Annotated in this window: 19 protein-coding genes; 6 read left to right on the forward strand and 13 right to left on the reverse strand. The window is 59.2% G+C overall.

What is annotated here, in order from left to right; translation table 11 throughout:
- Nucleotides 1-188: 188 nt before the first annotated feature.
- Genes nirB through cobA form a run of 4 tightly spaced genes read left to right on the forward strand, consistent with a single transcriptional unit; the run spans nt 189 to nt 6,503 of the window.
- Complete coding sequence (nirB, locus tag ACA079_RS22695) at nt 189-2,642, forward strand: nitrite reductase large subunit NirB (RefSeq protein ID WP_497701017.1); 2,454 nt, start codon at nt 189-191, stop codon at nt 2,640-2,642.
- The gene (nirD, locus tag ACA079_RS22700) at nt 2,639-2,956 is read left to right on the forward strand and encodes a nitrite reductase small subunit NirD (protein WP_008146292.1); all 318 of its coding nucleotides are present in this window, start codon (nt 2,639-2,641) and stop codon (nt 2,954-2,956) included. The genes nirB and nirD overlap by 4 nt, the downstream gene beginning before the upstream one ends.
- Complete coding sequence (locus ACA079_RS22705) at nt 2,956-5,670, forward strand: nitrate reductase (protein ID WP_497701018.1); 2,715 nt, start codon at nt 2,956-2,958, stop codon at nt 5,668-5,670. Before nirD ends, ACA079_RS22705 begins: the two co-directional genes overlap by 1 nt.
- Nucleotides 5,671-5,681: 11 nt before the next feature.
- Entirely contained in the window at nt 5,682-6,503 is an 822-nt protein-coding gene (gene cobA / locus ACA079_RS22710) for a uroporphyrinogen-III C-methyltransferase (RefSeq protein ID WP_497701019.1), read from the forward strand.
- Nucleotides 6,504-6,565: 62 nt separating this feature from the next.
- On the opposite strand, the gene ACA079_RS22715 is transcribed toward cobA, so the two are convergent.
- The 8 genes from ACA079_RS22715 to ppsA all read right to left on the reverse strand — a co-directional run bounded on the left by ACA079_RS22715 (nt 6,566) and on the right by ppsA (nt 14,630).
- Nucleotides 6,566-7,600 (reverse strand): OmpA family protein, encoded by a 1,035-nt coding sequence (locus ACA079_RS22715; RefSeq protein WP_497701020.1) that lies wholly within the window; start codon nt 7,598-7,600, stop codon nt 6,566-6,568.
- 107 nt (nt 7,601-7,707) lie between these two features.
- Complete coding sequence (gene sigX, locus ACA079_RS22720) at nt 7,708-8,298, reverse strand: RNA polymerase sigma factor SigX (RefSeq protein WP_008146300.1); 591 nt, start codon at nt 8,296-8,298, stop codon at nt 7,708-7,710.
- Between the two features lie 89 nt (nt 8,299-8,387).
- Complete coding sequence (locus ACA079_RS22725; protein WP_008027407.1) at nt 8,388-9,212, reverse strand: mechanosensitive ion channel family protein; 825 nt, start codon at nt 9,210-9,212, stop codon at nt 8,388-8,390.
- A gap of 2 nt (nt 9,213-9,214) precedes the next feature.
- Complete coding sequence (locus ACA079_RS22730) at nt 9,215-9,463, reverse strand: hypothetical protein (protein WP_008146303.1); 249 nt, start codon at nt 9,461-9,463, stop codon at nt 9,215-9,217.
- Nucleotides 9,464-9,526: 63 nt separating this feature from the next.
- Entirely contained in the window at nt 9,527-10,522 is a 996-nt protein-coding gene (gene cmaX / locus ACA079_RS22735; RefSeq protein WP_497701021.1) for a divalent cation transporter CmaX, read from the reverse strand.
- A gap of 38 nt (nt 10,523-10,560) precedes the next feature.
- Nucleotides 10,561-11,052 (reverse strand): ribonuclease E activity regulator RraA, encoded by a 492-nt coding sequence (rraA, locus tag ACA079_RS22740; protein WP_497701022.1) that lies wholly within the window; start codon nt 11,050-11,052, stop codon nt 10,561-10,563.
- A gap of 121 nt (nt 11,053-11,173) precedes the next feature.
- A complete protein-coding gene (locus ACA079_RS22745; protein ID WP_497701023.1) occupies nt 11,174-12,163 on the reverse strand; it encodes an alpha/beta fold hydrolase in 990 nt (329 codons plus the stop codon).
- Between the two features lie 91 nt (nt 12,164-12,254).
- On the reverse strand, nt 12,255-14,630 hold the full coding sequence (ppsA, locus tag ACA079_RS22750) for a phosphoenolpyruvate synthase (protein ID WP_095128801.1): 2,376 nt from the start codon (nt 14,628-14,630) through the stop codon (nt 12,255-12,257).
- Between the two features lie 174 nt (nt 14,631-14,804).
- On the opposite strand from ppsA, the gene ppsR reads away from it, so the two are divergent.
- Entirely contained in the window at nt 14,805-15,623 is an 819-nt protein-coding gene (ppsR, locus tag ACA079_RS22755; RefSeq protein WP_497701024.1) for a posphoenolpyruvate synthetase regulatory kinase/phosphorylase PpsR, read from the forward strand.
- Between the two features lie 124 nt (nt 15,624-15,747).
- Here the strand turns inward: ppsR and ACA079_RS22760 are convergent, their stop codons facing one another.
- Nucleotides 15,748-17,157 carry an aminotransferase-like domain-containing protein gene (locus tag ACA079_RS22760; RefSeq protein ID WP_497701025.1) on the reverse strand — a complete coding sequence of 470 codons (1,410 nt, stop codon included), beginning with the start codon at nt 17,155-17,157 and terminating at the stop codon, nt 15,748-15,750.
- Between the two features lie 137 nt (nt 17,158-17,294).
- On the opposite strand from ACA079_RS22760, the gene ACA079_RS22765 reads away from it, so the two are divergent.
- A complete protein-coding gene (locus ACA079_RS22765) occupies nt 17,295-18,182 on the forward strand; it encodes a DMT family transporter (protein WP_497704364.1) in 888 nt (295 codons plus the stop codon).
- 117 nt (nt 18,183-18,299) lie between these two features.
- Here the strand turns inward: ACA079_RS22765 and prpD are convergent, their stop codons facing one another.
- The 4 genes from prpD to prpC all read right to left on the reverse strand — a co-directional run bounded on the left by prpD (nt 18,300) and on the right by prpC (nt 25,127).
- On the reverse strand, nt 18,300-19,784 hold the full coding sequence (prpD, locus tag ACA079_RS22770) for a 2-methylcitrate dehydratase (RefSeq protein WP_497701026.1): 1,485 nt from the start codon (nt 19,782-19,784) through the stop codon (nt 18,300-18,302).
- Between the two features lie 188 nt (nt 19,785-19,972).
- Entirely contained in the window at nt 19,973-21,163 is a 1,191-nt protein-coding gene (prpF, locus tag ACA079_RS22775; RefSeq protein WP_497701027.1) for a 2-methylaconitate cis-trans isomerase PrpF, read from the reverse strand.
- Between the two features lie 56 nt (nt 21,164-21,219).
- Nucleotides 21,220-23,814: a Fe/S-dependent 2-methylisocitrate dehydratase AcnD gene (gene acnD, locus ACA079_RS22780; RefSeq protein WP_497701028.1), complete on the reverse strand. Its 2,595-nt coding sequence runs from the start codon at nt 23,812-23,814 to the stop codon at nt 21,220-21,222.
- A gap of 185 nt (nt 23,815-23,999) precedes the next feature.
- The gene (gene prpC / locus ACA079_RS22785; protein WP_056744199.1) at nt 24,000-25,127 is read right to left on the reverse strand and encodes a bifunctional 2-methylcitrate synthase/citrate synthase; all 1,128 of its coding nucleotides are present in this window, start codon (nt 25,125-25,127) and stop codon (nt 24,000-24,002) included.
- Between the last annotated feature and the right edge of the window lie 28 nt (nt 25,128-25,155).

Raw genomic sequence — 25,155 nt, forward strand, 5'->3', positions numbered from 1 at the left:
TTACCTCTCTCACCATACATAAAGCCCAACCTTCAACGTAGAAGGCTGCGCTGCCCGAGAGAACGGGACAAGGACAAAGGCGTCCTCGCTAGGCAACTAGCGGGACGCCTTTTTTTGTTTGCGCAAAATTTGTCGAGCAAGACCTGAAAGCCCTGATGAGGCGGGTCCGAGCTCCCCCGGAGAACCTGATGAAAAAATTAAAACTGGTGATGATCGGCAACGGCATGGCCGGGGTCCGTACCCTGGAAGAACTGCTCAAGCTGAGCAATGAGCTGTACGACATCACGGTCTTCGGCGCCGAACCCCATACCAACTACAACCGCATCCTGCTCTCGCCCGTGCTGGCCGGCGAACAGACCTTCGAAGAGATCGTGCTCAACGATCTGGACTGGTACCTGGACAACAACATCAAACTGCTGCTCAACCGCAAAGTGGTGGAGATCGACCGAGTCAAACGCCGGGTCATCGCCGAAGACGGCAGCGAGGCCGAATACGATCGCCTGCTGATCGCCACCGGATCGACTCCGTTCATCCTGCCGATCCCCGGCAACACCTTGCACGGCGTGATCGGCTACCGCGACATCGCCGACACCCAGGCAATGATCGACACAGCGAAAACCCACAAACACGCCGTTGTGATCGGCGGCGGCCTGCTCGGCCTGGAAGCCGCCAACGGCCTGATGCTGCGCGGCATGCACGTCACCGTGGTGCACATCGGTGAATGGCTGCTGGAACGGCAACTGGACAAAACCAGCGGCCAGTTGCTGCAAACCGCCCTGGAAGCCCGGGGCCTGCACTTTCGTCTTTGCGAGCAAACCCAGGCCCTGCACGATGCCGGTAATGGCCGGGTCGGCTCGGTTGAGTTCAAGAATGGCGACATCATCCCCGCCGACCTGGTGGTGATGGCCGCCGGCATTCGCCCCAACACCGAACTCGCGGAAAAATCCGGCATTCCCTGCAACCGCGGGATTCTGGTCAACGACACTCTGCAAACCTACGACCCACGCGTCTACGCCATCGGCGAATGCGCCAGCCATCGCGGCATCGCTTACGGCCTGGTGGCGCCGCTGTTCGAACAGGCCAAGGTCTGCGCCAACCACCTCGCCCAACTGGGCTTCGCCACCTACAAGGGCTCGGTGACGTCGACCAAGTTGAAAGTCACCGGCATCGACCTGTTCTCCGCCGGCGACTTCATGGGCGGCGAAGGCACCGAAACCATCACCCTCTCCGACCCTATCGGCGGGGTCTACAAAAAACTGGTGATCAAGGATGACGTGCTGGTCGGGGCCTGTCTGTACGGCGATACGGCAGACGGTGGCTGGTATTTCCGGCAGATCCGTGAGAATCACGCCATCGACGAGATCCGCGATCACCTGATGTTCGGCGAAAACGCTTTAGGCGATGTAGGACACCAGGGTCAGGACAAAGCCATGAGCATGGCCGACACCGCCGAAGTCTGCGGCTGCAACGGTGTGTGCAAAGGCACCATCGTCAAGGCGATTCAGGAACACGGGTTGTTCAGCGTCGACGACGTCAAGAAGCACACCAAGGCTGCCAGCTCCTGCGGTTCCTGCGCAGGGTTGGTGGAACAGATCCTGATCAACACCGTGGGCGGCGCGGCGGACGTCAAACCGAAAAGCGAAAAAGCCATTTGCGGTTGCAGCGACTTGAATCACGGGCAAATCCGCCAGGCCATCCGCGAGCAGCATCTGCTGACCATCGCCGGCACGATGAGCTATTTGAACTGGCGCACGCCGAACGGCTGCGCCACGTGCCGCCCGGCGCTCAACTACTACCTGATTTCCACCTGGCCCGGCGAAGCCAAGGACGACCCGCAATCGCGGCTGATCAACGAACGCGCCCACGCCAACATTCAGAAAGACGGCACTTACTCTGTAGTCCCACGGATGTGGGGCGGTGTGACCAATCCTTCGGAACTGCGGCGCATTGCTGACGTGGCCGACAAATACAACGTGCCAATGGTCAAGGTCACCGGCGGCCAGCGTATAGATTTGCTGGGGATCAAGAAGCAGGACCTGCCGGGCGTCTGGAAGGATCTCGACATGCCGTCCGGCCACGCCTACGGCAAATCCATCCGCACCGTGAAGACCTGCGTCGGCAGCGAGTTTTGCCGCTTCGGCACCCAGAACTCCACGCAACTGGGCATCGAGCTTGAGCACGACCTGTTCAACATGTGGTCGCCGCACAAAGTGAAACTGGCCGTCTCCGGTTGCCCACGCAACTGTTCGGAAGCGGGCATTAAGGACGTCGGAATTATCGGCGTGGATTCGGGCTGGGAGATGTACATCGGCGGCAACGGCGGGATCAAGACCGAAGTCGCGGAATTCTTCGTCAAGCTCAAGACCGCCGAAGAAGTGCGTGAATACAACGGCGCGTTCCTGCAGCTCTATCGCGAAGAAGCTTTCTACCTCGAACGCACCGTGCACTACCTGCAACGGGTCGGCATGGAGCACATCAAGAAAGCCGTGCTGGAAGACCCTGAGCGGCGCAAGGCGCTCAACGATCGCTTGCAATTCTCCTTGTCGTTCGAACAGGACCCGTGGAAGGAACGCCTGGAACAACCGCTGCTGAAGAAAGAATTCGACGTTATCGCAGTGAAGAACCTGGAGGTGTCGGCATGAACTGGCTGGATATCTGCGCACTGGAAGAAATCAATGCCCTCGGCTCGCGGATCATCGCCGGCCCGAAGGGTGACATCGCGATTTTTCGTACCAGCGACGATGAGGTTTTCGCACTCGACGACCGTTGCCCGCACAAGGGCGGGCCACTGTCCCAAGGTTTGATCTACGGCAAACGGGTCGCCTGCCCGCTGCATAACTGGCAGATCGACCTTGAGACCGGCGAGGCCCAGGCCCCGGATATCGGTTGCGCTCACCACCATTCAGCACGGGTCGAGAATGGCCGGGTGTTGCTGGCCCTGCGGGAAGCAAGCTGATGAACCAGATCACCGCTTCCACCTGCTGCTATTGCGGGGTCGGCTGCGGCGTGCTGATCGAGCATGACGGCGAGCGCATTCTCGGCGTCAGCGGCGATCCGGCCCACCCGGCCAACTTCGGCAAACTGTGCAGCAAAGGCTCTACATTGCACCTCACCGGCGACCTCACGGCTCGGGCATTGTATCCCGAGCTGCGCCTGGGCAAAGGCCTGGCTCGCAGCCGCACCGACTGGGACACCGCCCTCGATCATGCCGCCAGTGTTTTTGCCGAGACCATCGCCGAACACGGCCCGGACAGCGTGGCGTTCTACATTTCCGGGCAATTGCTGACCGAGGATTACTACGCCTTCAACAAACTGGCGCGAGCGTTGGTGGGCACCAACAACATCGACAGCAATTCGCGCCTGTGCATGTCTTCGGCAGTAGTCGGCTACAAGCGCAGCCTGGGCGCCGACGCACCGCCGTGCAGCTACGAAGACCTGGAATTGAGCGACTGCGTGATGATCGTCGGCAGCAACATGGCCTACGCCCACCCGATACTTTTCCGTCGTCTGGAGGAAGCGAAATCCCGCCGGCCGCAGATGAAAGTCATCGTCATCGACCCGCGTCGTACCGACACCTGCGATCTGGCTGACCTGCACTTGGCGATTCTGCCAGGCACCGATGTCGCCTTGTTCCATGGGATTTTGCACCTGCTGCTGTGGGAAGACTGGGTCGACCGCGACTTCATCAAGGCCCACACCGAAGGCTTGGCCGAACTGAAAAACCTGGTGCGCGATTACACGCCGCAGATGGTTTCGCAGCTCTGCGGGATCAGCGTCGAGCAACTGCAGCAGTGCGCCGAATGGGTTGGCACTTCACCGAGCTTCCTGTCGCTGTGGTGCATGGGCTTGAACCAGTCCACCGCCGGCAGCGCGAAAAACAGCGCACTGATCAACCTGCACCTGGCCACCGGGCAAATCGGCCGCCCCGGTGCAGGACCTTTCTCCCTGACCGGTCAGCCAAATGCCATGGGTGGCCGCGAAACCGGCAGCTTGTCGAACCTGCTACCAGGTCATCGCGAGGCTGCCAATGCCGAACATCGCGCGGAAGTGGCGACGTATTGGGGCGTGGATCAACTGCCCGCAAACACCGGGCTCACCGCAATCGAATTGTTTGAGCAGGTGCGCAGCGGAAAAATCAAGGCACTGTGGATCGCCTGCACCAACCCCGCGCAATCAATGCCGGATCAAACCGCCGTGCGCGAGGCACTGCAAGCCTGCCCGTTCGTGGTGTTGCAGGAGGCCTTCCGCACCACCGAAACCGCCGCGTTTGCCGACCTGTTGCTGCCCGCCGCCAGTTGGGGCGAAAAGGACGGCACGGTGACCAACTCCGAACGGCGCATTTCCCACGTTCGCCGAGCCATCGTCGCACCCGGTGAAGCCCGCTCTGACTGGTCCATCACCGTGGATTTCGCACAGCGCCTGGAAAAACATCTGCGTCCCGGGCAAACCAGCCTGTTTGCCTTTGAAAACCCGGCACAGGTCTTCGACGAGTACAAGCAATTGACCCGCGGGCGTGATCTGGACTTGTCCGGCATCAGTCATGCACTGATCGACCACCTCGGCCCGCAGCAATGGCCCTTCCCCACTGGCGCCAGCGAAGGCACGGCCCGGCTGTACCTGGACGGAATTTTCCCGACGGCCAGTGGGCGTGCGCACTTCGTGGCCGACCCGTATCGCGCCGCCAAGGAACAACGCGACGCGCGCTTTCCGCTGACCCTGATCACCGGCCGCCTGCGGGATCAATGGCACGGCATGAGCCGCACCGGCACCGCCGCGCAACTGTTCGGCCACGTCAGCGAAGCCGTGTTGAGTTTGCACCCGGATGAACTGCGCCGGCATCGGCTGCAATCGGGCGACCTGGTCAGCCTGAAAAGTCGCCGTGGTGCGGTGATTGTCGCCGTCGGCGGTGACGACAGCGTGCGACCCGGTCAGGCCTTTCTGCCGATGCATTGGGGTGACCGCTTCCTCAAGGGTGGCGTAAATACCCTCACTCTTCCCGCCTTCGACCCGCTATCGAAACAGCCCGAACTCAAACACAGCGGCGTGCGCCTGGAACCGGTGCAACTGCCGTGGAACCTGTTCGCCCTGATCGAGGGCAATGTTCAACAGCATTTTGAGACGCTACGACCGCTCTGTGAGGCGTTTTCCTACGTCAGTCTAGGCTTGGCCGGTCGCGAACGCCCCGCGCTGCTGATACGCGCTGCTAGCGCCGTCGCGCCAGATCCGCAATTGCTGCGTGATATCGATCAATGCCTGGGACTCAACGATGGCCCGGTTTTGGCCTACGACGACCCACGGCGCTCCATTGGTAAACGGGTGCGGATCGAGAATGGCCGGATCACCGCGATTCGTCTGGCAGGCGAAACCCTTGCCCAACACTGGCTGCAAAGCCTGTGGCTGGAAGGTCGCGCTGACGAACAGCTGCGGCGCTGGCTGCTGGCACCGCTGAGCGCCCCACCGGGCAACGCCAATACGCCGACCGCCGGTAACAAAACCCTGTGCAACTGCAAAAACGTCAGCCAAAGCGCGGTCTGCGCCGGCATTAGCCGCGGCCTGGACCTGCAGGGTTTGAAACAAGAATTGGGCTGCGGCACGCAATGCGGCTCCTGCGTCCCGGAAATCAAGCGTTTGCTGGCCACCACTGCGCAGCCGGTTGCCGTCACCTCGTGAGGAAAAACACTATGAGCGCAAAAGTCTGGCTGGTGGGTGCGGGTCCTGGCGATCCGGAATTGTTGACCCTCAAGGCCGTGCGGGCGTTGAGCGAAGCGGATGTGGTGCTGATCGATGACCTGGTCAACGATGCGGTGCTGGAGCATTGCCCGCAGGCGCGGATCATTCCCGTGGGTAAGCGCGGCGGCTGTCGCTCCACACCTCAGGCATTCATTCATCGCCTGATGCTGCGTTATGCCCGCCACGGAAAATGCGTGGTGCGGCTCAAGGGTGGCGACCCGTGCATTTTTGGCCGGGGCGGCGAAGAGGCGCAGTGGCTGCGTGAACATGGGGTTGAAGTGGAACTGGTCAACGGCATCACTGCCGGGCTTGCCGGCGCAACTCAATGCGATATTCCGTTGACCCTGCGAGGCGTTGCGCGCGGCGTGACACTGGTCACCGCCCACACTCAGGATGGCAGCAGTCTGAACTGGCAAGCCCTGGCCCAAGGTGGCACGACGCTGGTGGTGTATATGGGTGTCGCAAAACTGAGCGAGATTCGTGAGCAGTTGCTCGCCGGAGGAATGGCGGCGGATACACCGGTGGCAATGATTGAAAACGCTTCCCTGCCGCACCAACGGGAATGTCGGAGCGATCTGACAGCGATGGAAGAAGATGCCTACGCCTTTGAGTTGAAAAGCCCGGCAATCCTGGTCATCGGCGCGGTCGCAGGGTGTGATGAGATCAAAAGATCGCAGCCTTCGGCAGCTCCTACGGGATTGGATTTGCACACGGTCAATGTAGGAGCAGCCGAAGGCTGCGATCTTTTCGCCACAACGCAAATCTCCCGCTAAAACCCAAATCGCAGACAAAGAAAAGCCCGGCCTAAGCCGGGCTTTTCAGAGCTGCGCGCTAATTACTTAGCGTTAGCTTCAACCTGCGCTTCTACGCGACGGTTTACAGCGCGACCAGCTTCAGTTTTGTTGTCAGCAACTGGGCGGGATTCGCCGTAGCCAACAGACTGAACGCGGGACGATTCAACACCGTACTGGTTGGTCAGAACTTGCTTAACGGCGTTTGCACGACGCTCGGACAGTTTCTGGTTGTAAGCGTCAGGACCGACGGAGTCAGTGTGACCTTCAACAGTAGTGCTGGTGGATGGGTACTGCTTCATGAAGTCAGCGAGGTTTTTGATGTCGCCGTAGCTGTTAGGCTTGACTACCGACTTGTCGAAGTCGAATTTCACGTCCAGCTCAACACGAACAACTTCAGCAACTGCTGGGCAGCCATCAGCGTCAACAGTTACGTTGGCTGGGGTGTCCGGGCACTTGTCAACGTTGTCGCAAACGCCATCGTTGTCGCTGTCGGAGCAGACTTCAGCTGGTGCTGGAGCTGGAGCTGCAGCAGGCTTGGAGCCGCCACCGAAGTTCACACCGATACCGACGCTTGGAGCCCACTCGGTGTCGCCCTGGTCGATGTTGTATTGAGCTTCAACGCCAGCACGGGCGTAGAAGTTCTCGGTGAAGTACAGCTTGGCACCGCCGCCAACGTTGGCGAAAGTGGAACGGTTACGACCGCTGGAGCCGTTCTGACCGATGCTTTGATCGGAGAAGCCAGCCGAAACGTACGGACGCAGCATGTCGCCCGGGTTGTTGAAGTGGTACAGAGCATCCAGAGCGGTGTTAGCGCCCTTGATGTTACGACCGTCGTCGGAACGCACGTTGTGCACTTCGTCGTAGCCCAGACGCAGTTCAACGTCGTCGGTCAGGAAGTAACCAACCGAACCACCGAAGAGGTTGCCGTTGTTCTTGAAGTTACGAGCGCTGTCGAATTGTTCTTTCTTTGCGAAGCCTTCGATTTCAACTGCGCCTTGGCCTTGTGCCAGAGCGCCGAAAGAAGTGGCGGCAATCAAAGAACCAATGGCCAAGCCCAAGGTGTTTTTCAGTTTCATCCGTTAAATCCCCATCTGGTGATTGTGAAGCAGTCCCGCAAACCGGGGGACAACTCGGCGGCAAGTCTATCAGAACTTGCCTACACGTAAGAGATATTTGCGCCGAACTAAGTTTCAGCAATGCCTGCAAATTTCTCACGCAATTTATCTAGAGCACGTTTGTAACGCATTTTTGTCGCACTCAAACCCATGTGCATGATATCCGCGATCTCTTGAAATTCCAGCTCTGCGACAAATCGTAGCACCAGAATTTCACGGTCAATCGGGTTCACATACACTAACCAGCGATCAAGTCCACCCTTGTCCTCAGGTTTCGGCGCCTTTTCTTCAGACGCTTCCTCGAGGGGGTCCAGACTCAAAGCATCCATCAAGCGACGCTTTCGCCGTTCTTTCCGATACTGCGTGATGCACTCGTTGTACGTGATGCTATATAGCCATGTCTTGAACTTCGATTTCCCCTCGAAGTTCTTCAGGCCATACAGCACCTTCAACATCACTTCCTGACAGACATCGTCTGCGTCGCGATCGTTCCCAAGATACCGCGCACAGACGTTAAATAATGTTCGCTGGTAACGCCGCATCAGTTCTTCATAGGCGCGAGTTACGTGAAACAGCTCGGTATGCGAGCGCGCGACCAACTCCTCATCAGAGAGCTCGCGGGGGTCGTAGCGCGTGGACAGCGATTGAGCTTTATTCAAAACAAGTCGGGCCGACAGTCAGGTCAATGTCCGCCGCAGCCCTTTTCAGGGCATTTCTGCGGCGGCATACATTAGCAGGGTTTGCCGGGTTAGCGGCTACTCACATGCTGTTCCAGGAGGATCCGATTGGAGAGAGAGACTAGCTCACCCTCATCGGTCAGCAATGTGGTCTTAACCGTGCCGATCTCTTCGATCTGACCTTCGACCTCGCCAACACGCACTTGTTGCCCAACCTGATACAACTCACGCACATAGATTCCCGCAAGAATCTGACCGGCAATTTCCCGGCTTCCCAACCCCATGGCCAGCGCAACCGCCAGACCAACGGTAATCAATACGATCACAATCACGTGGTTGAGCAGGTCAGTCTTGACCTCCAACTGGCTGATTGCGACCGAAATACTGATGATAATCACCAGGCCCTGGGCAATTCTCCCCAGGCCCGCAGCGTAGTCCAGCCCTACGCCCTCTGCAGCCCCCCGCACCAGCCCATTGGCCAATTGCGCGAGCAAAACACCCACCAGCAGCACCAGCGCGGCGCCGAATACTTTCGGCAAATACAGCGCAAGCATATCAAGCGTAGCCGAAACTCGCTCAAGTCCAAGGGATTCTGCGGCAGAAACCAGAAAAATCAGCAGAACGAACCAATAGACAATCTTGCCAATCAAGGTCGAGATCGGCACTTGAAGGCCGGCCCGGGACAGCAATTTTGTCAGACCGGTGCCGCCCATCAGGCGATCGAGTCCCAGCTTGGCGAGCAACTTGGACAACAAAGTGTCCAAAAGTTTCGCAACGACGAAACCCAACAGCAGCACAACCAGTGCGCCGAACAGATTCGGGATGAAATTTGCAACCTTGGTCCATAACGCAGTCATTGCAGTGACGAGGCTCTGAGTCCAGAGATCAAGTTCCATATTCAATCAGCCTTATCAGCAGTGCGAACGGTAGGTTTACGGTGGCGGGAAACCGGAGCGACATGGGCCGATCCGTTATTCAAGGCAATCATCAGCGCGGGCAACCAGCGGCCCAGCAGGCTGAACAGATCACCGGCGCCGACCTGGCGGTTGGCGGTTTTCAGTACACGCCCAAGGCACGCATCGTCGTCCCGGGTGGACGGTGATGCCTTGAGCATGTCACGCAAAGACTGTTCAAACGGATCGTGCATACGCACCTCTCGTGATGTCTGTGAAAGACGCGGTCAAATTTGCTCGGGTCACATGGCTCACCCTCAGACCCAGCGCAAACGTCGGAATAACCACCACTGCCCCAGCGCCACCGAGACCATCATCAGACACGCAATCAGGAAGCCATAGGGGCTCGCAGAGAACGGAATCCCACCGACATTGATACCTAAAAGACCCGCCAGAAAACTCATCGGCAAAAAGATCCCGGTGATGATCCCGAAGCGGTACATCGTGCGGTTCATTCGCACGCTCAAACGTCTATCTTCGGCCTCAAGGACCAACCCCACCCGCTCCCGGGTCAATTCCAGCTCCTCGAGATAGCGGGTCAGGCTGTTGTTCAATTCGTTCCAGTAATCACCGTCGTCTTCGACGAACCAAGGCAGTTTTATCCGTGTCAGCTGCCCGAATATTTCCCGCTGCGGCGCAAGAAAACGTTTCAGCGCAGCGGCCCTGCGACGGATCTGCAAAACGGCGCCGTGCTCGGGTGTATACCGTTCGTCGGCATCCAGCTTTTCTTCTTCCTCATCGACCACTTCCGAGAGGCAACTGACCAGATCCTGCACCTTGTTGGTGAGGTTTTGCGCCATATAAAGGATGAGTTCTGACGCCGTTTTCGGTCCTTTGCCTTCGGCGAGCTGCACCAGCAATTCATCGGTGGCGCGCAATGGACGCAAACGCAGAGAAATAACCCGCTGGGCTGACCCAAAAATCCGCACCGAGACCATATCTTCCGGCTCGGCGCCCGGGTTCAGGTTGACCCCACGCAAAAATAGCAGCAGTTCGCTGTCCGAAAGCTGTAAAAGACGCGGTCGGGTGTTTTCTTCAAGCAACAGGTCACAGCTGAATTCACTCAGACCACTGGATTTGCGCAGCCAGGTCTGGGTTTGCGGGTGACTGCGGTCCCAGTGCAGCCACAGGCTTTCATGGGCCTGCAGCTGCAAGTCATCGAGTTCAGTCCGGGCTATCGAACGCGCACCGCCTTTACCGTCCAGCACCAGGGCATGCACCAGCCCCCACTGCGCGTTTTCTTCCTCGAACATCCTCATCCCTATTCTTGAAACAAAAAGTCAGCGGTGCTTTATTCAGGCATCGCAAGCGGACTTGGCGAGATGATCACGCCATTGTTGTCCGCATAGATGTAGTGACCTGGATGGAAGGTCACGCCAGCAAAGGTTACGGCTATGTTGAGATCGCCGATGCCGCGTTTGTCGGTTTTCATCGGGTGGCTGGCCAGCGCCTGAACACCCAGATCGGTTTGCGCAATGACGTCGACGTCACGGATGCAACCGTAGATCACCAGCCCTTCCCAACCGTTTTTCGCGGCTTTCTCGGCGATCATGTCGCCCAGCAGCGCACGACGCAGGGAACCGCCACCGTCGACCACCAACACCTTGCCATTGCCCTTGAGCTCGGCTTGTTCCTTGACCAGCGAGTTATCTTCGAAGCATTTGATGGTCACGATTTCGCCGCCGAAGGAATCACGGCCGCCGAAATTGTTGAACATCGGTTCCAGCACCTGCACCAGCTCCGGGTAGGCGTCGCACAGGTCAGGCGTGAGGTAATGGTTCATCGAGAAACTCCTGTAAAGAGGAAGACAATCGAGGGTGTCAAAACGTGACCAGAACAGCTCAATGCGTCATATCTTAGCCGCAAGCCGAACAGAGCGAAATGCCCTTGTTAGAGCATCTGGCTCAGACCGCCGCAGCCAGATCCGGTTTTTCACCCATCAATGGCGTTTGCTGATCTGCCAACCAGCGCGCCACCAGCGGCCAGACTTCAGTCTGGGCGGCTTTGCTGACGAGCATCTCCACATGACCGAAATTATCGCCAAAGCCCTGCTCGCGACCCAGGTTGATAAATTGCTTATGCTCGGAACCCACCTGATCGAACAGCTTGCGACAAGCCCAGGTCGGGTCCTGATGGTCACCTGCGGCACTCACGGCCAATACCGGTAACTGAACGTCGGCCAATCCGGCCCACCAATCCTTGTCGGCATCGCCAAAGCGCCCGAACAGGCCATACCAGCGCATGCTTTCCAGGGCCAGGCCAATGGGCTCGTCCTCCGGGCCGCGCTTGAGCCGTGAACCGGACAGCTGGGCAAAACGTTTGAGAATGAAGCGCCCGCTCCACTCCACCGGCGGAATTTTCAACGGCCAATAGGTGCGGCTGACTTGAGTGCCGAAAAACGCCGCGGAAGCCACTACCGGCTCGCCGATGTACTCACCGCCCAATGCCGCCGCCAGGGTAATCCCGCCCAGCGAGTGACCGATCCAGTGCGGGATCTGGCCGCTCTGCTCGCGCACGAACGCGCCAAGGGCCGGCAAATCGTAACGGGCGTAGTCGGCAACGCGGTTCTTGCGGTAGTTCTGGTTACGCTGGGACAGGCCGTGACCGCGCATTTCGGGAATCCATACATCGAATCCCAGACGCGTCAGATAGGCGCCCAGTCCGAGCCCCTTCGGGGAAAACCAGAACCGGCGATTGGAAAAGCTGCCGTGAAGCAAAATAACCGGAACGCCACGCGCGTCAGAGCCATCCGCCATGCCCAGGCGCGTCACAGCCAGTTCGACGGTGCCGTCAGGGCTGTTGCCGGGTTTCAGACGATACACGTCTTCGCTCAGATCGCCGCGCCGCTCGGCGCTGATCAGGGCGACAGGAAATAGGTTGCTGCTGCTTTGCATAATGCTCTTGCACAAAAAAGGGCGGCTTCCAGAGGAGCCCGCCCTACTTGATTCTTAAAGCCTCGGCCACATGACCGAGGCTTCATTCACATCAAGCCGAAGCTTGACCTTCAGCCAGGAAGAACCAGGTTTCCAGTACGGAATCGGGGTTCAACGAAACGCTTTCGATGCCCTGCTCCATCAGCCATTTGGCCAGATCAGGGTGGTCCGAAGGGCCCTGACCGCAAATGCCGATGTACTTGCCAGCCTTGTTGCACGCCTGAATCGCGTTGGCCAGCAGTTTCTTGACCGCCGGATTACGCTCGTCGAACAGGTGCGCGATGATCCCGGAGTCACGGTCCAGGCCCAGGGTCAGCTGGGTCAGGTCGTTGGAGCCAATGGAGAAGCCGTCAAAGAACTCGAGGAACTCTTCGGCGAGGATCGCGTTGGACGGCAGTTCGCACATCATGATGATGCGCAGACCATTCTCGCCGCGGGCCAGGCCATTTTCGGCCAACAGATCGATCACTTGGCTAGCTTCGCCCAATGTACGGACGAACGGCACCATGATTTCAACGTTGGTCAGGCCCATCTCGTTGCGCACACGCTTGAGGGCGCGGCACTCGAGCTCGAAGCAGTCACGGAACGCTTCGCTGATGTAACGCGAAGCACCGCGGAAGCCCAGCATCGGGTTTTCTTCTTCCGGCTCGTAGAGCTTGCCGCCGATAAGGTTCGCGTATTCGTTGGACTTGAAGTCCGACAGACGCACGATGACCTTTTTCGGGGTGAACGCAGCGGCCAGGGTGCTGATGCCTTCAACCAGTTTGTCGACATAGAAGCCAACCGGATCGTCGTAGCCGGCGATGCGCTTGTCGACGCTGTCCTTGATGTCCTGCGGCAGACCGTCGTAGTTCAACAGCGCTTTCGGGTGAACACCGATCATGCGGTTGATGATGAACTCCAGACGGGCCAGGCCCACACCGGCGTTCGGCAGCTGAGCGAAGTCGAAGGCGCGGTCCGGGTTGCCGACGTTCATCATGATCTTGAACGGCAGATCCGGCATGGCGTCCACGGAGTTTTTCTTGATGTCGAAGCCCAGTTCGCCTTCGAAGATGTAACCGGTGTCGCCTTCAGCGCAGGACACGGTCACGCCCTGGCCGTCTTTCAACAGCTGGGTGGCGTTGCCGCAACCGACCACGGCCGGGATGCCCAGCTCGCGAGCGATGATCGCCGCGTGGCAAGTACGGCCGCCACGGTTGGTGACAATGGCGCTGGCGCGCTTCATGACCGGTTCCCAGTCCGGGTCGGTCATGTCGGAGACCAGAACGTCGCCTGGCTGGACTTTGTCCATCTCGGACACGTCCTTGATGATGCGGACCTTGCCGGCGCCGATGCGCTGGCCGATGGCGCGACCTTCAACCAGCACGGTGCCGGTTTCTTTCAACAGGTAGCGTTCCATGACGTTGGCCGAGGTGCGGCTCTTCACGGTTTCAGGACGGGCCTGAACGATGTAGAGCTTGCCGTCGTCGCCGTCTTTGGCCCATTCGATGTCCATCGGGCACTTGTAGTGCTTCTCGATGATCATCGCTTGCTTGGCCAGTTCGCTGACTTCAGCGTCGCTCAGGCAGAAACGTGCGCGATCAGCCTTGTCGACGTCGATGGTCTTGACCGATTTACCGGCCGTGGCGACTTCGCCGTAGATCATCTTGATGGCTTTGCTGCCCAGGTTGCGACGCAGGATGGCCGGACGACCGGCTGCCAGCGTGCCTTTGTGGACGTAGAACTCATCCGGGTTCACCGCGCCTTGTACGACGGTTTCACCCAGGCCGTAGGCGCCGGTGATGAACACCACGTCACGGAAGCCCGATTCGGTATCGAGGGTGAACATCACGCCGGCGGTGCCGGTTTCAGAGCGGACCATGCGCTGCACGCCAGCCGACAGGGCAACCAGCTTGTGGTCGAAGCCCTGGTGGACGCGGTAGGAAATCGCGCGGTCGTTAAACAGCGAAGCGAACACCTCTTTGGCGGCGCGAATAACGTTTTCGACACCACGGATGTTCAGGAAGGTTTCCTGCTGACCGGCAAAGGAAGCGTCCGGCAGGTCTTCGGCGGTAGCGGAAGAGCGCACGGCCACGGCCATGTCAGGGTTGCCGGCCGACAGCGTGGCGAACGCGGTGCGGATCTCGGCGTTGAGCTTCTCAGGGAATTCGGCTTCCATGATCCATTGACGGATCTGGGCGCCGGTCTTGGCCAGGGCGTTGACATCGTCGACGTCCAGGGCGTCGAGGGCGGCGTGGATCTGATCGTTCAGGCCGCTCAGCTCGAGAAAATCACGATAAGCCTGAGCTGTCGTGGCGAAGCCACCGGGCACCGATACACCGGCACCTGCAAGGTTACTGATCATCTCGCCCAGGGATGCGTTCTTGCCCCCTACGTGCTCTACATCATGGACGCCGAGCTTATCGAGGGAAACTACGTACTCTACCAAGGTGATCTCTCCACTAACTGTGTTGGAAAAGCTCAGAAGCCGGCTGCTCTATGGAGCATTTGCCAGCTGTATGGCCTGGACCTGGAAAATAAGTGAGAATGCGGGCCACTGGCGGCCGGCAAATCGCGCCTATCATATCCAAGATTCGTCACTAGCTTAAGGCCCAAGGTGCAAATGAAACGATCTGCTTTCTTTATCTCCGATGGCACCGGCATCACAGCCGAGACCCTCGGCCAAAGCCTCCTGGCGCAGTTCGAAAACATTACCTTCAGCAAATTCACGCGGCCATACATCGACAACGTGGATAAAGCGCGGGCCATGGTACAACAAATCAACAAAGCCGCCGAAACCGACGGCTTTCGGCCGATCATCTTCGACACCATTGTCAATCAGGACATCCGTGAGATCCTCGCAACGTCCAATGGTTTCATGATCGACATTTTCTCGACCTTCCTGGCGCCTCTTGAACAGGAACTGACCGAGCATTCTTCCTACACCGTCGGCAAGTCCCACTCGATTGGCAGCAACTCCAATTACATGGAGCGAATCGAGGCGGTGAACTTCGCCCTCGACAACGACGACGGTGCGCGTACGCAATATTATGACAAGGCGGACCTGATCCTGGTGGGCGTGTCGCGTTGTGGCAAGACGCCGACGTGCCTGTACATGGCCATGCAATTCGGCATCCGCGCGGCCAACTACCCGCTGACCGAAGACGACATGGAACGCCTGCAACTGCCAGGTTCCCTGCGTGCCCACCAGCACAAACTGTTCGGCCTGACCATCGACCCGGACCGCCTCACCGCGATCCGCAACGAGCGCAAGCCCAACAGCCGCTATTCGAGCTACGCCCAGTGCGAATTCGAAGTGCGCGAGGTGGAGAATCTGTTCCGCCGCGAGAACATTCCGCACATCAATTCCACGCATTTCTCGGTGGAGGAGATTTCGGCGAAGATTTTGGTGGAGAAAGGGGTCGAGCGGCGGTTCAAGTAGATTTTTCGGCGACAGTAACACCGCTATCGCGAGCAAGCTCGCTCCCACATTAAATCGTTGTCGTACACAAATTTTGTGTTCACTGAAGATCACCTGTGGGAGCGAGCTTGCTCGCGATGAACGATCACACGGTCTCCGCCAATGCCCCCGCCAGCGCTTCAAACCCTCGAAGCAACAACCGATCATCCCCCGCCGAATTACACACACTCGCCCTGATGAACTGCGGCACCGCCCCATGCCCGACCGCAAACATCTCGGCAGTAGCCACCAGATAATTATTCGCCTTAAGCTCCTCAGCAATTTGCGAGGCCCGCCACGGTTCAGGCACTTCGATCCAGAAGTGCGGGCTATGGGGATGGGTTTTGTACGCCAAGCCCTCCAGCACACTACTCACCAACGCCTTGCGCCGACCGATCTCCGCAATCTGCTGGCCCAGCAACTGCTCGGCAATGCCGTTTTCTATCCACAGACTCGCCACTTCCAGCGACAACGGGCTGGCCATCCAGCACGTCCCGCGCACGGCTGCGCTCAAGCGTCCGATCAACGGTTGCGGCGCATGCAGGTAACCGACTCGCAAACCCGCCGAAACCGCCTTGCTCAGGCTGCCGATCAGCACCGAGCGCTCCGGGGCGAAATGGCTCAAGGGTAACGGTCGCTGTTGAGCCAGTACCGCGTGGGCTTCGTCTTCAAAGATCAACAGATTGTGCTGCCGACAGACCTCTGCAATCGCCTCGCGCCGTGCGACGGACATCACTGCAGCCGTAGGATTCTGGATCGTCGGCGTGCAATACAGTGCCGAGACACGATGGTTGCGGCAAACCTCCTCCAGGGCATCGGGCATCAGTCCTTCATCATCCATCCCGACACCGATGAGTTTTATCCCGAGCTGACGTGCGACGCTGATCAACCCCGGGTAAGTCAGGTGCTCCGTCACCAACGTATCGCCCGCCTTGAGCAACCCCATCAAGGCACACAACAGACCGTGCTGGCCGCCGTTCACGCAAACGATCTGCTCGACGGTCGGGACAAATTCTTTATGCCTGAGCCAGTGCGCGCCCGCCGCGCGATAGCGTGGCAATCCAGCCTCGGCGCTGTAGCCCCCGAGGTGTTGCAAGGCCTCAGGATCAAGGGACAACGCTTGCAGGCTCTGACTTAAAAAAAGCGCTTCCTGCCCCGGAATCGGTTGATTGCGGCTCATGTCAAAAAACGCCCGCGGTTCATCACTGACATTGCGAAAGCCACTGTCCCGCGGTCGTTCCATCCCTCGCTGACGCACATACGTGCCGTCTCCTACGCGAGCGACCACCAATCCCACACGTTCGAGTTCACCGTAAGCGCGACTGATGGTACCGATGGTCACGCCGAGGCTATCCGCCAGCAACCGATGAGGCGGCAATTTGCAGCCGGGCTCGATCAGTCCTTCCGCGATGCCTTTTTCGATCCCGTCGGCGAGGCGTTTGTATTTCACACCCAGACCATTGGCGAGGCCGTCGCGCAGGATTGACACCATGGCAATACTTGTTTTGACAGTCATTGCAGCCCCGAATAGCGTGCTTGAAACAGGTTCAATCAGGGATAGACCTTTTGCAGAAGGAGGTCAATCCCGACGATAAAAGGAGTTCGATCATGTCCATCGCCATCAGCGCACCTTCACGTACTGCCAAACCCTGGCTGGCCGCCCTGATCACCAGCGCGTTGTTCCTGATCGTGTGCCTGAGTTGGGGCACCACGTGGCTCGGGATCAAGATTGCCGTGGAAAGCGTGCCGCCGCTGACCGCTGCCGGCCTGCGGTTCCTCATTGCCTTCCCGCTCTTTCTCGGCTTCGCCCTGATACGTCGTGAGCCGCTGCTGTTTCCCAGAGAAAGTCGCTGGTTCTTTGTCTTCGTCACGTTGACGTATTTCAGCCTGCCGTATTACTTGCTCAACTACGGCGAGATGCACGTTTCGTCCGGCCTGACGGCGCTGCTGTTCAGCTGCATGCCGGTGTTCATCCTGCTGTTTTCCGCGCTGTTTCTGCGGGAGAAAATCTACCCCTCGCAAGTGCTCGGTATCGCCATCGGCTTCGGCAGCCTGTTCATGATCATCCGCAGCCAAGGGTTGCATCTGGACCATGCCGAATTGTTCGGGGTCTTGGCGATTCTCTGCGCCGCGGTGATGCATGCGCTGTGTTACGTGGTGACGAAAAAACACGGTACGGCGATCAGCGTCATCACCTACAACACGCTGCCGATTGGCATTGCCGGGCTGATGCTGTTTGTCGCAGGATTGAATGTCGAAGCACCGGTGTTCGATGCGATCACCGCGCGTTCGTGGAGCGCCCTGCTCTATCTGGGGCTTGTGGCGTCGGTGGGCGGGTTTATCGTTTACTTCCTGCTGCTCAAGCGACTGAGCCCGATCATTCTGTCGTTTGTGTTCATCATTTTTCCGGTGTTCGCGGTGATCATCGGTGCCTGGTACGAAGGGCAAACCTTGTCCCGGGAACTGATGCTGTACTCGGCGATTTTGCTGACGGGGTTTGCGATCACCAAATTGCCTGTGGAAAAGTGGCTCAACGGATAAACACGGTCACGCGTAGGAGCTGCCGAAGGCTGCGATCTCTTGATTCTGCTTTTAAAAGCGAAGATCAAAAGATCGCAGCCTTCGGCAGCTCCTACGGGGGGATTGGTGTTTATCCGATCAAATGACGAAGAGGTCGACAAAGCGGTTCACCGGTGTTGCCTCAAGCGCAGCCTGATCCTTGCACAGCGCAAAAATCTCGGCGCTGCGCTGGGCGTTGAAGCGCGTCGCCAGATTGGCCTTGAACTTGTCTTCCAGCAGCGGAATGCCGTCGGTGCGACGACGGCGATGGCCGATCGGGTATTCCACCAACACGTTTTCGGTGCTGGAGCCGTCCTTGAAGAACACCTGTATCGCATTGGCGATGGAGCGTTTGTCGGCCTCCAGGTATTCGCGGGTGTAGCGTGGGTCTTCGACGATGACCATTTTTTCGCGCAGCACATCGATGATCGGATGCGCCGCGTGGAAGTCGTCCTCGTACTGCTCGGCCACCAGATTGCCGAACGCCAGCGGCACGGCGGTCATGTACTGAATGCAATGATCGCGGTCCGCAGCGTTGGCCAGCGGGCCGACCTTGGAGATGATGCGGATCGCCGATTCGTGGGTGGTGATGACGATTTTGTCGATTTCGTGCAGGCGATTTCGGACTTGCGGGTGCAGAGTCACCGCCGCTTCGCAGGCCGTTTGCGCGTGGAATTCGGCGGGGAAGCTGATTTTGAACAGCACGTTTTCCATCACGTAGCTGCCGTACGGCCGGGAGAAGCTGAACGCGCGTTTGTCTTCGGGCTTGAGCGCCAGGTCGTTGTTGGTGTGGCTGAACAGCACGTCGTAGAAGCCCCATTGTTTGGCGGTCAGTACGCCGGGGATGCCCATTTCGCCGCGCATCGCGATGTCCGCCAGACGCACGCCACGGCTGGACGCATCGCCTGCCGCCCAGGATTTACGTGACCCGGCATTCGGCGCATGACGATAAGTGCGCAGCGCCTGACCGTCGGCGAACGCATGGGACAACGCGGACAACAACTGCTCACGGTTGGCGCCCATCAGCTTGGCGGTCACAGCGGTCGAGGCGACTTTCACCAGGATGACGTGATCAAGACCTACGCGATTGAAGGAGTTTTCCAGCGCGATCACGCCTTGAATCTCGTGGGCCATGATCATGGCTTCGAGTACCACGCGAACGGTCAGCGGTGCTTCGCCATTGGCGAGGCGTTTTTGCGACAAGTGATCGGCCACCGCGAGAATGCCGCCGAGATTATCGGACGGATGGCCCCACTCGGCCGCGAGCCAAGTGTCGTTGTAGTCGAGCCAGCGGACGATGCAACCGATATCCCACGCCGCCTTGACCGGGTCGAGGCGATAACTGGTGCCAGGGACGCGGGCGCCGAACGGGACGACGGTGCCTTCCACCATGGGGCCGAGGTGTTTGGTGCATTCGGGAAAGCGCAGGGCCAGCAGGCCACAGCCCAACGTGTCCATCAGGCAGTTGCGGGCGGTGTCGAGGGCTTCGACGGATTGGATCTTGAAGTTGAGGACGTAGTCGGCAATGTCCTGCAGGACCGTGTCGTAGTCGGGGCGGTTGTTCTGGTCGACGTTGGTGCTCATGTTCGATTCACTCTTGAAGTGGTTCGTTGATGGGACCTCGGTTCAGGGCAAACTCATTCTTATTATTGAAATGCGAACCTCTGTAGGAGCCGAGCTTGCTCGCGATAGCGGTGTATCAGTCGACATCAATGTTGAATGTCATTCCGTCATCGCGAGCAAGCTTGGCTCCTACAGGGAATAGGTGTCAGTTAGAAGGAATCACCCGGCACACGGACGTAACCTTCCATCAACACCCGCGCACTGCGGCTCATGATGGCTTTGTTCACGGTCCATTCACCGTTGACCTGGCTCGCCTCAGCACCCACGCGCAACGTGCCGGACGGATGCCCAAAGCGCACAGCATTGCGCTCAACACCACCCGCTGCAAGGTTCACCAGCGTGCCGGAAATCGCCGCCGCCGTACCAATCGCCACGGCCGCCGTGCCCATCATCGCGTGGTGCAACTTGCCCATGGACAGCGCGCGCACCAGCAGATCGACATCACCCGCCGCAATCGCTTTGCCACTCGAAGCAACGTAGTCCGCAGGCTTGGCCACAAAAGCAACCTTAGGCGTGTGCTGACGCTTGGCCGCTTCGTCCAGATCCTTGATCAGGCCCATGCGCAATGCGCCGTAAGCCCGAATGGTTTCAAACATCAGCAGCGCTTTCGGATCGCTGTTGATCGCGCCTTGCAGCTCGGTACCGGTGTAACCGATGTCTTCGGCATTGACGAAGATGGTTGGAATACCGGCATTGATCATGGTTGCCTTGAAGGTCCCGACGCCGGGCACTTCGAGGTCATCCACCAGATTGCCGGTAGGAAACATCGAACCACCGCCGCCCTCTTCTTCCGCCGCCGGGTCCATGAATTCGACCTGCACTTCAGCGGCCGGAAAGGTCACGCCGTCGAGTTCGAAATCGCCAGTTTCCTGCACTTCACCGTTGGTGATCGGCACGTGGGCGATGATGGTCTTGCCGATGTTGGCCTGCCACACACGAACCACGGCAATGCCGTTCTGTGGGATGCGACTGGCGTCCACCAAACCATTGCTGATGGCGAACGAACCGACCGCTGCCGACAGGTTGCCGCAGTTGCCGCTCCAGTCGACGAAAGGCTTGTCGATGGACACCTGACCGAACAGGTAATCGACGTCGTGATCGGCCTTGATGCTTTTCGACAGGATCACGGTTTTGCTGGTGCTGGAAGTCGCGCCGCCCATGCCGTCGATTTGCTTGTCATACGGGTCGGGGCTGCCGATCACGCGCAGCAACAAGGCATCGCGAGCAGTCCCTGGAATCTGTGCCGCTTCAGGCAGGTCTTTCAGGCTGAAGAACACGCCTTTGCTGGTGCCGCCACGCATGTAGGTGGCGGGGATTTTGATCTGAGGTGCGTGAGCCATTGGTGCTCCTTCAAAGCGGGCAAGGGACTTGAAATCCCCTGCCCGCACATCGTGTTTTAGACGGCAACCGCCGATTCTTCGAGGAAGTCCTGAGCGAAGCGTTGCAGCACGCCGCCAGCCTCATAGATCGACACTTCTTCGGCGGTGTCGAGGCGGCAGGTCACCGGCACTTCGACGCGTTCGCCGTTCTTGCGGTTGATCACCAGCGTCAGCTCGGCACGCGGGGTGCGCTCGCCGATCACGTCGTAGGTTTCGCTGCCGTCGATGCCCAATGTCTTGCGGTCGGTGCCCGGTTTGAATTCCAGCGGCAACACGCCCATGCCCACCAGGTTGGTGCGGTGAATGCGCTCGAAGCCTTCGGCCGCAATCGCTTCCACACCCGCCAGACGCACGCCCTTGGCCGCCCAGTCGCGGGACGAACCCTGACCGTAGTCGGCGCCGGCGATGATGATCAGCGGCTGCTTGCGTTCCATGTAGGTTTCGATGGCTTCCCACATGCGCATCACTTTGCCTTCCGGCTCGACGCGAGCCAGCGAACCCTGTTTGACCTTGCCGTTTTCCTGAACCATTTCATTGAACAGTTTCGGGTTGGCGAAGGTGGCGCGTTGCGCGGTCAAGTGATCACCGCGGTGCGTTGCGTAAGAGTTGAAGTCCTCTTCCGGCAGGCCCATTTTCGCCAGGTATTCGCCGGCGGCGCTGTCGAGCATGATCGCGTTGGACGGCGACAGGTGATCGGTGGTGATGTTGTCCGGCAGCACCGCCAGTGGGCGCATGCCCTTGAGCGGACGTGCACCGGCCAACGCGCCTTCCCAGTACGGCGGACGGCGGATGTAGGTGCTCATCTCGCGCCAGTCGTACAGCGGCGTCACTTTCGGGCCGGTGTCTTCGTGGATGGCGAACATCGGAATGTAGACCTGACGGAACTGCTCCGGCTTAACCGACGCCTTGACCACTGCGTCGATTTCTTCGTCGCTTGGCCAGATGTCTTTCAGGCGGATTTCCTTACCGTCGACCACACCCAACACATCTTTTTCGATGTCGAAGCGGATGGTCCCGGCGATGGCGTAAGCGACCACCAACGGCGGCGAAGCGAGGAACGCGTTCTTGGCGTAGGGATGGATCCGGCCGTCGAAATTGCGGTTACCGGACAACACGGCAGTGGCGTACAGGTCGCGGTCGATGATCTCTTGCTGAATCACCGGGTCCAGCGCGCCGGACATGCCATTGCAGGTGGTGCAGGCGAAGGCGACGATGCCGAAACCGAGTTGCTCCAGTTCGCTGGTGAGGCCGGCCTCGTCGAGGTACAGCGCCACGGTTTTCGAACCCGGCGCCAGGGACGATTTGACCCACGGCTTGCGAGTCAACCCGAGCTTGTTGGCATTGCGCGCCAGCAGGCCGGCGGCAATGACGTTGCGCGGGTTGCTGGTGTTGGTGCAACTGGTGATGGCGGCGATGATCACCGCGCCGTCCGGCATTTGGCCGGGCACTTCGGTCCACTGGCCGGAAATGCCTTGGGCGGCGAGGTCCGAGGTCGCAACGCGAGCGTGCGGGTTGCTCGGGCCGGCCATGTTGCGCACCACCGAAGACAGGTTGAAGCTCAACCCACGCTCGTATTGCGCATTCTTCAAGCTGTCAGCCCACAGACCTGTGGTCTTCGCATAGTTCTCGACCAGTTGCACCTGCTCGTCTTCACGGCCGGTGAGTTTCAGGTAGTCGATGGTCTGTTGGTCGATGTAGAACATCGCTGCCGTGGCGCCGTATTCCGGGGCCATGTTGGAGATGGTCGCACGGTCGCCAAGAGTCAACGCGGAGGCGCCTTCGCCGAAGAACTCCAGCCAAGCGCCAACGACTTTTTGCTGACGCAGGAACTCGGTCAGCGCCAGCACCATGTCGGTGGCGGTGATGCCCGGTTGCAGCTTGCCGGTCAGTTCGACGCCGACGCTTTCCGGCAGGCGCATCCAGGACGCGCGGCCGAGCATTACGCTTTCAGCTTCCAGACCGCCGACACCAATGGCGATCACGCCCAGTGCATCGACGTGCGGGGTGTGGCTGTCGGTACCGACGCAAGTGTCGGGGAACGCCACGCCGTCGCGCACCTGGATCACCGGAGACATTTTCTCCAGGTTGATCTGGTGCATGATCCCGTTGCCCGGTGGAATCACATCAACGTTCTTGAACGCTTTTTTGGTCCAGTTGATGAAGTGGAAACGGTCTTCGTTGCGACGGTCTTCGATGGCGCGGTTCTTCTCGAACGCCTCCGGATCGAAACCACCGCGCTCAACGGCCAGGGAGTGATCGACGATCAATTGCGTCGGCACTACCGGGTTCACTTGAGCCGGGTCGCCACCTTGCAAAGCGATGGCGTCACGCAGGCCGGCGAGGTCGACCAGCGCGGTCTGGCCGAGAATGTCGTGGCACACCACACGGGCCGGGAACCATGGGAAGTCGAGGTCGCGTTTGCGCTCGATAAATTGCTTCAGGGATTCGGTGAGCGTGGCCGGGTCGCAGCGACGCACCAGGTTTTCCGCCAGCACGCGGGAGGTGTACGGCAGAGTGTCGTAGGCGCCGGGCTGGATGGCTTCGACAGCCGCACGGACGTCGAAGTAATCCAGATGGCTGCCGGGCAGCGGTTTACGGAATTCAGTGTTCATCGTCAGGACTCGGTCACGGTAGTTTCAAAAGGTGGGGCCTGGCATTTGAATTGAGACCGGTCCCCTGTAGGAGCCGAGCTTGCTCGCGATAGCGATATATCAGTCGACATCGATGTTGAATGTCAGTCCGTCATCGCGAGCAAGCTCGGCTCCTACTGGTTCCCGGTTCAGCCGGCCCTCCCCGGTCAGCGTTGTTCGATTGGCACGAACTTGCGCTGTTCGACGCCGACGTACTCGGCGCTCGGGCGGATGATGCGGTTGTTGGCACGTTGTTCGAACACGTGCGCCGCCCAGCCGGTCAGGCGCGAGCAGACGAAAATCGGTGTGAACAACTTGGTCGGAATGCCCATGAAGTGGTACGTCGACGCGTGGTAGAAGTCGGCGTTCGGGAACAGTTTTTTCTGCTCCCACATGGTCTTGTCGATGGCTTCTGAAACCGGGAACAACACGGTGTCGCCCACTTCGTCAGCGAGTTTTTTCGACCAGCCCTTGATCACCTCGTTGCGCGGATCGTTGTCCTTATAGATCGCGTGGCCGAAGCCCATGATCTTGTCCTTGCGCTCAAGCATGCCGAGGGTGCCTTTGATCGCCTCTTCCGGCGACGAAAAACGCTCGATCATTTCCATCGCCGCTTCGTTGGCGCCGCCATGCAGCGGACCGCGCAGCGAGCCGATGGCCGCCGTTACGCAGGAATACATGTCCGACAGGGTCGAGGCGCAAACCCGTGCGGTGAAGGTCGAGGCGTTGAACTCGTGTTCCGCGTAGAGGATCAGCGAAACGTTCATCACTTTGACGTGCAACTCGCTCGGCTTCTTGTCGTGCAGCAGGTGCAGGAAGTGGCCGCCGATGGATTGTTCGTCGCTCACGCAGCTGATGCGTTTGCCGTCGTGGCTGAAGCGATACCAGTAGCACATGATCGCCGGGAACGCGGCCAGCAGACGGTCAGTCACGTCGTGTTGTTCGGAGAAGTCTTTCTCCGGCTCGATGTTGCCCAGGAACGAGCAACCGGTGCGCATCACGTCCATCGGGTGGGCGTCGGCGGGGATGCGCTCCAGCACTTCTTTCAGCGCTTGCGGCAGGTCGCGCAACTTGCCCAGTTTGCTGATGTAAGCGGCGAGTTGAGTTTTGGTCGGCAGTTCGCCGTAAAGCAGCAGGTAGGCCACTTCTTCGAATTGTGCGTCAGCCGCCAGTTCGCGAACGTCGTAGCCACGATAGGTCAGGCCTGCGCCCGACTGGCCCACGGTGGACAGTGCGGTTTGCCCGGCAACCTGGCCACGGAGCCCGGCGCCACTGAGTACTTTTGCTTCGGCCATTGCTGTCTCCAATCTTGAATTTGTTAGG

Source organism: Pseudomonas sp. LBUM1645 (assembly GCF_059716185.1).